At 71.3% G+C, this 12925-nt stretch carries 7 protein-coding genes; 1 reads left to right on the forward strand and 6 read right to left on the reverse strand.

Going from position 1 to position 12925, the window contains the following annotated elements; translation table 11 throughout:
* Positions 1-31: 31 nt before the first annotated feature.
* Positions 32-2914, forward strand: a complete 2883-nt coding sequence (locus tag GM676_RS27145; RefSeq protein WP_155467360.1) for a diguanylate cyclase — start codon at positions 32-34, stop codon at positions 2912-2914.
* Between the two features lie 23 nt (positions 2915-2937).
* On the opposite strand, the gene GM676_RS27150 is transcribed toward GM676_RS27145, so the two are convergent.
* From GM676_RS27150 to GM676_RS31635, 6 genes are all read right to left on the reverse strand, one after another.
* Positions 2938-3237 (reverse strand): hypothetical protein, encoded by a 300-nt coding sequence (locus tag GM676_RS27150; protein WP_155467363.1) that lies wholly within the window; start codon positions 3235-3237, stop codon positions 2938-2940.
* Positions 3238-3257: 20 nt separating this feature from the next.
* Positions 3258-5825: a TonB-dependent receptor gene (locus tag GM676_RS27155; RefSeq protein WP_155467366.1), complete on the reverse strand. Its 2568-nt coding sequence runs from the start codon at positions 5823-5825 to the stop codon at positions 3258-3260.
* Positions 5822-9025: an ATP-binding protein gene (locus tag GM676_RS27160; protein WP_155467369.1), complete on the reverse strand. Its 3204-nt coding sequence runs from the start codon at positions 9023-9025 to the stop codon at positions 5822-5824. Before GM676_RS27160 ends, GM676_RS27155 begins: the two co-directional genes overlap by 4 nt.
* 99 nt (positions 9026-9124) lie before the next feature.
* Positions 9125-9757 carry a response regulator transcription factor gene (locus tag GM676_RS27165; protein WP_155467372.1) on the reverse strand — a complete coding sequence of 211 codons (633 nt, stop codon included), beginning with the start codon at positions 9755-9757 and terminating at the stop codon, positions 9125-9127.
* Between the two features lie 65 nt (positions 9758-9822).
* Positions 9823-12693, reverse strand: coding sequence for a diguanylate cyclase (locus tag GM676_RS27170; RefSeq protein WP_170304370.1), 2871 nt, complete (start codon positions 12691-12693; stop codon positions 9823-9825).
* A partial coding sequence (locus GM676_RS31635) for a hypothetical protein (protein ID WP_170304371.1) occupies positions 12687-12925 on the reverse strand: 239 nt, incomplete at its 5' end. The genes GM676_RS27170 and GM676_RS31635, both read right to left, overlap by 7 nt.

A 12925-nucleotide genomic window follows, 5' to 3' on the forward strand; every position in this document is an offset into this window, starting at 1 on the left:
CGTTTTGCTGGGAAGAGCGATTACACAAGGCATGTTGCGGGCTGCGGCCGCGCTGACGCTGGCACTGCTGGTGCCGGCCATATCAATGGGGCAGCAGGTGCCCGCGCGCTACTATGGCCAGCAGGAAGGGCTGGGCAACCTTGCCGTCACAGCAATGGCCCAGTCCCCCGACGGCTATCTGTGGCTGGGCACCGAGAACGGCCTGTATCGCCATAACGGCACCAGTTTCCAGCGCTATGCGCAGCGTGAGGGGCTGGGCGAAGTACAGGTGACCGGCGTGACGGTGGACCACGAGGGCCATGTCTGGGTCTCCAATTACAGCAATCTTTATCTCGAAACCGGCGGCCGCCTGCGCCCCGTGTTGCGTGACGACGGCCGCAAGATCAATATGTGGCCGTCGCAAAACATGTCCATCGCGCCCGATGGCACGCGTTATCTGATCACCGGCCAGCGCATCTATACGCTGACGCTGCGCGACGGCAAGACGGAAGTGCGGCCGGTGTATTCGGAGGAGCGCGTCGCGCAGAATATGGCGCTGGCCCGCGTCAGCGGCGTGCTGGCCGAGGCCGGCGGCGCGTTATGGTTCGGCTGCGATGGCGCGCTCTGCCACCAGGGAGCCGATGGGCTGACCGTATGGGGGCCGGCGCAGGGCGTGCCAAAGGAGGACTGGCGCGCCTTCCTGCGCGACCGCGGCGGCCAGTTATGGGTGCGCGGCGATCGCCACATCATCGCCTTGCCGGCCGGGGCGCAACGGTTTGTCGACCGCACGCTGCCGGGCATGTTCCGCCAGGAGCCGCTGCGGCCGGTCCTGGCCGAGGACCGCCAGGGCCGGGTGCTGAGCAATGCCGACGATGGCGTGATACGCTGGAGCCAGGATCACTGGGAGCACTACGGCGCCGCCAATGGCCTGCGCTCGGCCGGTGGCGTCACCGCGCTGCAATTCGATGCGGATGGCGGCCTGTGGCTGGGCTCGCGCGGCCTGGGATTGGTCAACTGGCGCGGTTATGGCAACTGGGAAAACTGGACCACCGCGCAAGGCTTGCCGAACGATGTGGTGCTGTCCTTTGTGCACGCTGCCGACGGCGTGCTCTACACCGGCACCCGTTCCGGCCTGGCCCGTTTGCCGCCGGGGGCGCGGCAGTTCGCGCCGGTGGCCACCGGCCTGCCCCCGCTCCGATGGTCCAGCCTGGCGCTTGACGGCGACGGCCAGATCTGGGGCGCGACCTTTTCCGGCGTGCTGGCGCGCCTGGCCCGTGATGGCCGCGCGCGTATTCACGCCCAGGATCTGACGGGGGTGACCTCGTTGCTGGTCGACCGCCAGCAGCGTCTCTGGCTCTCTACCTACGACGGCGTGGCCGTGAGCGGCACCGGCGACGGTCGCCAGCCGGTCCGCGCCCCCGAGGGCCTGACCCAGTCCAAAGGCAACGATGCGACCGCATCCCTCAGCCAATGCCAGGCGCCGGACGGCAGCCTGTGGTTCCTGAAAATGAATCAACTGCTGCAACTGGACAGCACAGGCTGGCACAGCCACGTCGCCATCCCGGACGGCGATGCCGAGTTGTCGGTCATGAGCTGTGCCGCCGACGGCGCGCTGTGGCTCAGCGACACCCGTGGCCGGCTCTGGCGCGCCACCGTCGGCGCCGCCGGCGTGCAATTCAAGGCGGTCGACAGTCCGCTGCTGGCCGGCGCCAGCATTGTGGGGCTGCTGGAAGACCGGCGCGGCTGGCTGTGGGTGGCCACCGATGCCGGCGTGGCCATCTGGAATCGCGCCCACTGGCGCTTCTTCAACCAGGACGATGGCCTGGTCTGGAACGACACCAACGGCCAGGGCTTTTACGAGGCGACGGACGGGTCGATGTGGATCGCCACCAGCAACGGCGCCTCCCATGTGCTGCATCCGGAACTGTTGTTCGCGCCGCGGCAACTGAGCGTGCGCATCGAGACGGCCCGGCGCGGCGCCGAACCGCTGGCGCCGGACCGGCAATGGCAACTGCCATGGGCCAACGCGCCGCTGGAACTGGAGCTGGCCAGCCTGCATGCGCAGAATCGCGGCGCGCTGCGTTTCCACTACCGGCTGGCGGGACTGGAGAACGACTGGGCCGTCACCGCCACGCCGCACCTGCGCTACGCCACCCTGCCCCCGGGCGACTACCAATTCGAATACTACGCCAGCAATGACTACAGCCACAGCAGGTCGCCGGTGCAGACCCACGCGGTCTCGATCCTGCCGCCGTGGTGGCGCACCTGGCCGTTCTATCTGCTGTGCGCGGCGCTGGGCGCGCTGCTGCTGGCGCTGGCCTACCGTCTGCGGGTGCGGCATCTGCTCAAGCGCCAGCTGCACACCGAGCAACTGGTGCGCGAGCGCACGCGCGAACTGGAACAGTCACGCGAGCAATTGCGCCAGCGCGCGCTGCGGGATAGCCTGACCGGCGCCTGGAACCGCGGCGCCATCCTGGAGCTCGTCGAGCACGCGCTGGCGCAGGCGCTGGCCCAGCGGCAGCCGCTGCTGCTGGTGTTGCTCGATCTCGATTATTTCAAGCGCATCAACGACAACTACGGCCATGCCGCCGGCGACGCCGTGCTGCGCGAAACGGTGGCGCGCCTGAGCGCGGCCGTGCGCCAGAGCGACGCGGTGGGCCGCTACGGCGGCGAGGAATTCCTGGTGCTGCTGCCGGGCCTGAACCAGGCCAACGGCCACGGGCGGGTGGAGGAACTGCGCCACGCGATCCGCCATGAGCCGGTCCGCATCGACGAGCGGCAGACCCTGGCCGTCACCGGCAGCTTTGGCGCGATCGCCTTCGACCCGCAACGGCCGCTGTCGATGGCGCAACTGATCGAGCTGGCCGACCAGGCCCTGTACCGCGCCAAGGAAAACGGCCGCAACCGCATCGAATACGCGCCGGCCGCCGCCTGACACCACGCGGCAAGGTCGCCCCGCTACGAGACCTGGTGGCTGGGGGTGCAGCGCACCCGCAGCGCCACCAGTTTGTCGCGGCATTCGTCCAGCCGGGCGGCCAGTTCGCCTTCGATCTGCGGTCCGCCGGTCTGGGCATGCGCCTGCATGCAGCGCATGACGTGGTCGAAACTCACCGTGGCGTCCTCGAACAGCAGGCGCAAGCGCAAGAAATGCTCGCCCACGCCATGCGCCGGCTGACGATTTTCCAGCGCCTGCTCCAGCAACAGCAGGGCCGAGCGCAGCCCCGTTAAGTATTGCTCGTAAAACGACATTACTTGCATGTTCTTTCCTTTTTCATGCGTCATAGATGGAAGCGCGCAGTGATGCTCCACTGGCGGTCATTGGTCCACAGGCTTTGCGGCCGGCTGTCGCTGCCGAAGTTGGCGCGGCGCACCGTGCGCAGCAGGTTGCTGCCCTCCATGGCCAGCGTCAGCCCCGGACTGACCCGGTAGCCGAACGAGGCATCCAGCCAGCCATAGCCCTCGGTGTACACCGGCAACACCCCGGCGCCGCTGCTGTTAATGCTGCTGAGGAAGCGGTCGCGCCAGTTGTAGGCCAGCCGGCCCGACAGCGGCCCTTTTTCATAGATGCCGATCAGGTTGGCGCTGCGGCGCGACAGATTGGGCAGCGCGGTGTCGCCGCCCAGCTGGGCGTTGGGGGTGGCGCTGTCGGCCAGGGTGAAATTCACTTGCGTCCCCAGCCCGCTCATCCAGCCCGGCAGGAAGTCGTACATTTGCTGATAGCCCAGCTCGGCGCCCCGCACGATCGCCGGGCTGCGGTTGTAGGGCCGGCTGACCTGGTATAGCGCGCCGTCGTGCAACTCGGTCCGGTTGGCGTTGCCGATCAGGCCATCGATGCGCTTGTGGAACACGGTCACGGTGGCGGCGGCGCTGGCGCCGACGTAGCGCTCCAGCGCCAGGTCCAGGTTGTTGGCGCGCACCGGCTGCAAGGCCGGGTTGCCGGCGCTGCCGCTGTTGGCGCTGGGGGTGATGCTGTTGGGCGTCAGCGTCAGCGAGGGAGACAACTGATCGAAATTGGGCCGCGTCAGCGACTTCGAGGCCGCGCCGCGCAAGTACCAGCCGTCCGCCAGCGTGTGGCGCAGGTTCAGGCTGGGCAGGTAGTCCAGATAATCGTGGTCCAGCGCGATCGGCGCCAGCGTGCCGCTCGACGGCGTGGATTGCGTGCCCGCCACCGCCTCGCGCGTGCGCACCACGCGCAGCCCGGCCTCGCCCTCCAGCGCCAGCGCGTCGCCGTGGAAGCGCGCCTGCAGATAGGCGGCGTCGGTCTGCTCGCGGATGCGCCATACGCTGAGCGCGCCGCCGGCCCGCGGCAGCGGCGCCGTCAGGCCGGCCTGACGGCGCAGGGCGGCGGCGTCGCGCGCCAGCGCCAGGCTGCCGATCAGGTAGTTGCTGGCGCCGGCGCCGCCGTCGGGGAAAAACACCGGATACGGATAGGCCGTCGCCAGCGCCGGCAACGCCGCCAGGCTCTGCCCGGCGGGCGCCGGCAAGTCGCCGTTGATCTGGCCCGGGGCGTTGCCGGCCGTGCGGCGCGCCAGGCGCAGGCCGGCCGCCAGGCTGTCCAGCCAGCCGTCCGGGGCATAGCTGCCGTCCAGCTTGAGCGCCTGCAACTGGCCGTCGTAGGGCCGCGCGCGATAGGCGATGCTGTCCAGCTGCAAGCGGGCCGGATCGCGCAGGCCGTCGCCCGCCACGGTCACCGCCGGGTGGGGGCCCGACAGATCGGCGCGCACCAGGTCGGCCGTGCCTTTCAGCGTCGGGCCGGCGAAGTACAGGTTGTTGTGGCTGTCGCTGTAGCTCAGGTCGGCCGCCAGCCGCAACGCCCCGCTGCGCCAACTGCCGCCCAGCGCCAGCGCGCGGTTGCGGTCCACCGTGTCGCGCGCGAAGCTGAAGATGCTGGTCGGCACGCCCAGCCAGTCAATGCGGCTGACGTCGCTGGTGCCGGGGAACAGCGCCACGCTGCCCGGCACGAAGGCGGTCCCGGTCCCCAGCACCAGCTGGGCGGTGTCCTGGCGCGTCAGGAATTGCTGCCAGTTGCCCTCGGCATACCATTCGACCCCGGGCGCGGGCCGCCATTGCAGCGCGACGGCCACGGTGTCGCGCTGGCGGCGCCCGGCGTTGGCCGATTCGGTGGTGCTGCCGGACACCGCCACCCGGCGGCCGGGCAGCAGGTCGTCGCGCCACTGCGGCGCGCCAAAGCTGTACTGGTCCTCGCGCCAGGCGCGCAGCTGGTGCACCAGGCTCACCAGCGCGCCCCACTCGGCGCCGCCGTCGCCGCGCCAGCGCTGGCTGGCCAGCAGCGACCACTGCGGCTGGCTGTGTCCGGCCAGGGCGTCGCGCACCAGGCGCGCGCTGCCGGCCAGATGGGCGCCGGCGAAGTCGAGCGGACGCCGGGTGCGCAGATCGATGGTGCCGCCCAGGCCGCCCTCGACCTGGGCCGCGCTGGCGCTCTTGTAGACGTCGATGCCGGCCACCAGCTCGGCCGGCACGTCGGCGAAGTCCAGGTTGCGGCCGGTGCCGGCGGTGAACACCTCGCGGCCGTTGAGCGTGGTCTCGATCTGGGTCAGGCCGCGCAGGGCGACATTGGCGCCCTCGCCGCGGTCGCGCGCCACCTGCACGCCGCTGATCCGTTGCAGGGCGTCGGTCACGCTGAGGTCGGGCAGCGCCTGCACCTCGTCCGCCACCACCGCGTCGACGATGGCCAGCTGGTCGCGCTTGATCTGCCGCGCCGTCATCAGGCTGGCGCGCTTGCCCTCCACCAGCACCGCCGGCGGCGGCTCCTGCGCCTGCGCGCAGGCGGCCCACGCCAGCGCGCCGCAGCCCAGGCAACCCCAGGCCAGTTTCCGCTGTGTCATGATGTACTCCCCAGATGACGTTCCACAAGTTGCAACAAGGCTTGCGACTGATAACCCCGGGCCAGCTGGCGCAGTTGCGCGGCGAACGGGCGGTAGCGCGGGTCCAGCCGCTGCAGGTAGTCGGCGCGCTCGCTGATGGCGCGCATATTGCCGAGCTGCGCCAGGTCGTGCAGCACCGCCATTTCCTCCGGCGGCGGCGCCAGCAGGTCGGCGCCGCCGTCCTCGCCCGGCGCCGGCTGCGGCGCCCGGTGCTGCCAGTCGAGTTGCAGGCAACGGCGCAGCATGGCCAGCAGCAGGTCGAGGTCGACCGGCTTGGACAGGCGGTCGCTAAAGCCGGCGTCCAGCAATTGCTGGCGGTCGGCGCCGCCGGCGCTGGCCGACACGGCGATGACCGGCAGCGCCGCCCAGGCCGGATCGGCGCGCAGCCGGCGCACCGTCTCCAGGCCATTCATGCCCGGCATGGCGATATCCATCAGGATCAGGTCCGGCGGCTCCAGCACCAGCTGGTCCAGCACCGCCTGGCCGTGGCCGACCTGGTCCACGGCGAAGCCCAGCGGCGCCAGCATGTCGTACAGCAGGCGGCGGTTGCCGGGCTGGTCGTCGGCCACCAGCAGGCGCCGGCGCGCTCCGTGATAGCCGGTGATCCACTGCGGCGCGGCCAGCTCCGGCGCCGGCGCCTCCACCACCGGCAGCGTCAGGTCGAACCAGAAGCGGCAGCCCTGCCCCAGCTGGCTGTCGAGCGAGATCTCGCCGCCCAGCAGGCGCACGAACTGGCGGCTGATGGCCAGGCCGAGGCCGGTCCCGTCCTGGCGCCGCAGCAGTTCGCCGGCCTGCTCGAACGGCAGGAAGATGCGCTCGCGCTGGCCGGCCTCGATGCCGACCCCGGTGTCGCGCACCTCGAACCGCACGCGCCCGTCCTCGAGCGCGTTGACGCGCAGGCTGACGCCGCCCCGGTCGGTGAACTTGACGGCGTTGGCCAGCAGGTTGAGCAAGGCCTGGCGCAGGCGCCGCTCGTCGGTCAGCACCATGGCCGGCACCGCCGCGCCGATCTCGCAATCGAAGCGCAGCCGCTTTTGCTCGGCGCTGACGCGCACCATGTCGGCCAGCACCTGCAGGCACTGGCGCAGCGCCACCGGCGCCGGCTGCGCCTCCAGCTTGTTGGCCTCGATCTTGGCCGAATCGAGCAGGTCGTTGATCAGCGTCAGCAGGTGCTCGCCGCTGTCGTGGATCACGCTGGCGCCGGCGCGCTGGCGCTCGCTCAGGGCGGGATCGCGCCGCAGCAGCTGGGAATAGCCGAGGATGCCGTTCAGCGGCGTGCGCAACTCGTGGCTCATCTGCGCCAGGAACTCGCTGCGCAGCCGCGCCAGCTGGCGCGCCTCCTCCAGCGCCGCCTCGCGCGCCGCCTCCACCTGCTTGCGCTCGGTGATGTCGCGCGCCAGCCCCACCGTGCCCAGCACGCTGCCATCCTCGTCCACCACCGCCGCCTTGAAGGTTTCCACCCAGCGCAGGCCGTCCGGCCCCATTTGCCGGGTCTCCACCGTGCGCGCCTGGCGGCTGGCCATCACCTCCTGGTCCTCCTGGCGGAAATGCGCGGCCAGCCCCGGCATCACGTCGTCCTCGGACAGGCCCACCATCTCGTCCACGCCGCGCGACCAGGTGGCCGCCACCGTGCGGTTGACCGCCAGGTAGCGGCTGTCGGTGTCCTTGAACCAGACCCACCACGGCAGCGTGTCGATCAGCACCCGCAGGTAGCGGCTTTGCTGGCGCAGTTCGGCGGTGCGCCGCTGCACGGTGCGTTCGAGGTCGGCGTTGAGCCGGGCCACCAGGCGATGCGAGCGGCGCAGCCGGGTCATGAAGATGACGATGCACACCAGCAGCGCCAGGCTGCCGCCCAGCACGGTCCACATCCAGCGCTGCTGGCCGGCGCGCCGCTCCAGTTCCAGCTGCTGGCTGGCGTTGCTGCGGGTCAGCGCGTCGATGCGGCGCTGCTTGCTTTCGGATTCGTAGCGCGCGGCCAGTTCCATCACCCGCGTGCCGGTCTGGGCGCGCGCGATCTGGGCCGCGCGCTCGCCGGCCTCGCGCAGGTAGGCGTAGGCCTGCCGGTAATCGCCGCGGCGCGCCGCCAGCGCCGCCAGCTGGCGCGCGCTGTTGCCCAGGTAGGGTTCCTGCCCCACCTTCTGGGCCAGCCGATAGGCCGCCTCGGCGTCGCCGCGGGCGGCGCCCGGGTTGCCCAGCTTGTCTTGCTCGGCGCTCAGCGCCGACAGGGCCCACCACTGGGCGATCGGATTCGGATGGCGCTGGTAAATGGCGGCGCCTTCGCCGAACGCCTGCAGGGCCTCGGCATGCCGTCCCTGCTGCGACAGCACGGCGCCCAGGCTGTACAGGCTGTTGCTGGTGTTGAACGGACTGTCGAGCTCGCGGAACAGCGAGAGGGCCTCGCGTATCACGGCTTCGCCGCGGCGCGGCTCGCCGCTGTTGACCAGCAGATTGCCCTCGCCCAGCAGCGCCTCGCCCAGCAGCAGCCGCGAGCCGTCCTGGCGCGCCATCCGGGCCATCGCCAGATAGTGCGGCATGGCCTCGCCGTTCTTGCCGGCCTGGCCGAACGCCAGCCCCATGCAGCGGTGCGCGAACGCCAACGCGCGCGGCACCGCGCTGAGGCGGGCGATATCCAGCGCCTGCACGCAAATCGCCACCGACTCGTCCAGCTTGCCCTGGCGGTTGTACATCAGGGAGGTGTGCAGCATCACTTCCGCCAGCAGCGCCGGCCGGGCCACGCCGTCCAGGCTGGCCATGGCGTCGGTGGTGACGCCGTACAGGCGGTCGATGCGGCCCTGATTCACGGTGTTGCGCGCCAACACCAGATTGGCCTCGGCCTGGCCGATGCGGTCGCCCTGCTGGCGAGCCTGGGCCAGCGCCCGCGCGGCCAGCTCGCCGGCCGCGTCGGTGTTGGCCATCAACATCTCGGTGCGGGCCAGCAGGTTCAGCGCGCTGGTGCGGTCGGCGCCGCTGGCGTCGGGCGGCGCCGCCTGCAAGCGCAGCGCCTGCGCGTGCGCCTGCTTGACGTCCTGCTCGGCCAGCACCCCGGCCTGCGTCACCGCCAGGCGCCACTGTTGCAGCGATTCCGCGGCGACGGCCGGCGCCAGCCAGCAAGTCAGCAATGCCAGCAGCAAACCGCCGGCGGGCGCGCGCCCGTCCCCCATTCCCCCGCTCCAGATTCATCCAAGACAGCGGCCAGTATGCGGGAGGACGCGGTCCTCGCCTATCAGGCAAGGCCGATCCGCGGTAAGGAAATCCCTACCCTACTCGCCCAGCGCGTGATCGATGCCGTAGCGCAGCATGTCGGCGTTGCTCTGGAAGCCCATCTTCTGCATCAGGCGCGCCTTGTGGGTGCTGACCGTCTTGTTGCTGATGGCCAGCTCGTCGGCGATCTGGTTGACCGTCTTGCCGCGCACGAACAGGCGGAAGATGCTCAGCTCGCGGTTCGACAGTTGCGCGTGGGCCTGTTCGTACTGCCCGCCCTCGCTCTCGAACACCATTTGCTCGGCCAGGCCGGGGTCGATGTAGCGACCGCCGGCGGCCACCCGCCGCACCGCCTGCAACAGCGTCTCCGGGTCGCCCTCCTTGGTCATGTAGCCGTTGGCGCCGGCCTTGAGGGCGCGCCGCACCACCAGCGCCTCGTTGTGCATGCTCAGCACCAGGATCGGCAGGGCCGGCGCGTGGGCGCGGATGCGGCCGATCAGGTCGATGCCGCTGATGCCGGGCATCGACATGTCCAACAGCACCAGGTCGCACGCCAGGGTGCGCACGCTGTCTATCACCTGGCCGCCGTTGGTGGCCTGGCCGACCACGGTCATGTCGCCGGCCAGGCCGAACAGCTGGAGCAGGCCGCCGCGCACAATGGCGTGGTCGTCGGCGATCAAAATTCGTATCATGGGTCTTACCTTCCAAAAACAGTGCCGGTAACGCTTGCTATGATGCGGTCTGCACCGGCACGAGATCAATCGGGTGTTTCATCGCTACAACAGGCGTCGTCCGCCGCGTACTCAATCCGGGCCCGCCCCAGCGCCTTGGCGCGGTACAGGGCGGCGTCGGCCAGGCCGATCCACTGCTCGGCGCTGCACGCCGCGCCGGCGCGCCCGGCCACCACCCCGCAGCTACAGCTGATGGGCAGTTGCAGCTGCTCGTCGATGCGCACCGGCGCGGCGCAGATGGCGCGGTGCAGCTGCTCCAGCCGCGGCGCGCCGCTGGCCAGGTCCAGGCCCGGCAGCAACAGCATGAATTCCTCGCCGCCGTAGCGGCCCACGGTGTCGCTGGCGCGCAACTGGCCCTGCACCCGCCGCACCACCTCGCGCAGCACCTCGTCGCCGGCCAGGTGGCCGTGGGTGTCGTTGATGCGCTTGAAATAATCGAGGTCCAGCAGCACCAGCAGGAACGGCGCGCCGCCCGGCGCCATCAGCGCCGCCAGCCGCTCCATCAGGGCCACCCGGTTCCAGGCCTGGGTCAGGCCATCCTTGAGCGAACGCAGGCGGTGCTCCTCGCGCGAGGCCTCCAGTTCGGCCGTGCGCTCGGCCACGCGCCGCTCCAGCAGGGCGCGCTGGCGCAGCACCCGCGCCACCCGGTAGCGGTGCAGCAGGCCGATCACCAGCAGCGCCAGCAGCGCGGCGCCGGCGTAGGCCCAGCGCGTCTGCCACCAGGGCGGCTCGATGGTCAGCGGCAGCTCCAGCACGGCCGAGCTGGCTTGTAGCGAGCTGTGCTGGGCCATCACCTGCAAGCGGTAGTTGCCGGGCGCCAGCGCCGGATAGCGCAGCACCCCGTTCTCGCTGGCCGACCAGCCGCTCTCCAGCCCCAGCAGGCGGTAGCGGAAGCTCAGCGTCTCGTGATTCTGGTACAGCGGCGCCGCCAGCTGCACCTCCAGCGCGGCGCCGCTCCACGCCACGGCGGCGCCCGGCGCGAGCGGGCCGCCATAGCGCGCCGCCGCCAGTTGCAGCGGGATGACGCGCGGCTCGAACAGCGCCTCCGGCCGCAGCAGGTGCGACAGGCCGTTGCTGGTGCCGACCCAGATCGAGCCGTCGCGGTCGGCGTACAGGGCGTGCTGGTTGCTGTCGTTCCACACCATGCCGCTGCGCTGGTCGAAGATGCGCCAGCGCTGGCCGTTCCACACCATCAGGCCGGAATCGGTCCCCAGCCACAGCCAGTGGCGGCGGTCGACCAGCATCGATTGCAGCATGCGGCCCTCCAGCGCCTCGTGCCGGTGCGGCTGCCATTGCGGTTGCGCGGCGCCGCTGTCGGCATGCCACAGCGCCGTGCCATGGTCCTGCGCCAGCCACACGGTGTGGCCGTCGCACGCCACGTGCGAGACTTTGTCGGCGCCCGCCGGCAGCGCCGGGCGCGACCAGTGGCCGTCCTGGCGGCGCAGCAGCTTGCGGTCGCCGACGAACCACAGGCCGCCCCCCGCGTCCAGGCAGGCGCTGGTGAAGCCGGCGTCGTCCCCCAGCAAGGCCACGCTGGCCTCGACCCGGCGCGGCGGCGCCTTGCCGCGCGGATCGGCCATCAGATACAGGCCGCTTTCGGACACGATCCACAGCTGGCCGTCGGGATCGAACAGCAACTGGTACATCACGCCGGTGGCCAACTGGGCCACGGTGCGCGCGCTGCCGCCGGCGTCGCGCCGGATCAGGCGGCCGGTCATGTCGCCGGCCCACAGCGCGCCATCGGCGTCCTCGGCCAGCGCCGCCCACTGCTCGGCGCCAGCGTCGGCCGCGTGCGCGAATCGCTGGCCGCGCCATTGCGCCAGCCCGGCGCCGGTGCCGACGTGCAGCACGCCGTCGCGGCCGCGCAGGATGGACCAGATATCGTCGTCCGGCAAGCCCTCCTGGCGGGTCCAGTTCTCCCAGTGGCGGTAGCCCTGCCATTGCGCCACGCCGCGCCCCGGCAGGCCCAGCCAGGCGTCGCCGTCGCGGTCCAGCAGCAAGGCATGGAAGCCGGCGCCCAGCCGCAAACCCTGCGCCGCGCCATAGTGTTCCCAGCCCTTTTCACCGAGGCGGAAGAAGCCGTTGTCGGTCACGCTGATCAGGCGGCCGTCGCGGTCCTGCGCCAGCGGCACCGCCCGCGTCTGCACCCCGGTACCGTAGTCGCGCGGCGTGCGGTCGCCAAAGCGCTGCGCGCCGGGCGCCAGCTGCATCACGCGGTTGGCGTTGCTGATCCACAGGGCGCCGTTGACGTCGCGCAACAGGCCGCTCCAGTGCTGGGCCGGCAGACCGTCCGCGCCGCCCAGCACGCTCAGCGCGCCGGCGCGGTAGCGGCACAGGCCGGCCCCGCAGCCCAGCCACAGGGTGCCGTCGGGGTCGCGCAGCACGCCCTCCAGGTCGACCAGTTGCGGATGCTCGGCGATCTGCGCCGGGGTGAACACCTGCACCGCGTGCCAGCCGCCCTTGCCGTCCGCCTGCACCCGGTGCAGGCGGCCGTTGGACTGCACCAGCACCTGCTCGGCGCCGGCCGACAACAGGTGCTGGCCGACCCGCACCGGCAGCGCACGGCCGTCGACGCGCAGCACCGGCCGCAGGCGCTGGCCGTCCAGCACGAACAAGCCCTGCTCCGCGCCCACCCACAGCCGCCCGGCCGGATCGACGTGCAGCGCCGTGATGTACAGGTCTTGCCGGGCGCCATGGCGGCGGAAGCGGCTGCCGTCAAAGCGGTACAGGCCGTTCTCGGTGCCGGCCCACAGATAGCCGGCGCGGTCCTGCGCCAGCGCCTGCACCGCCTGGTTGGCCAGGCCGTCCAGCTGGCCGAAGGTGCGCAGCGGCAGTTGCTGGCCGTGCGCGGCGGCCGCCAGCAGCCAGCCGGCCACGATGAGGAAAAGCTTTACCATAATGTCAATTCGTGTTTGTGGATCACCCATTGCAGGGCGGCGTAGGCGCCCTCGAAGTCCTGCTGGTCGAGGCTGCGCTGGATGGCCTCGCGGTCCCAGACGCCGAAGGTGGCCTCGAACGCCGCCGCGCACTCGGCGAACAGGGCCGCCGCGCGGGCCTCGCCGTCGCGCATCGGCTCGGCCAGGCGGCGCAACTGCCCCAGCCATTCGTCCGGCGCGCGCGCGGCGCCGG

The sequence above is a fragment of the Duganella radicis genome (assembly GCF_009720825.1).
GTDB classification, from domain to species: domain Bacteria; phylum Pseudomonadota; class Gammaproteobacteria; order Burkholderiales; family Burkholderiaceae_D; genus Rugamonas; species Rugamonas radicis.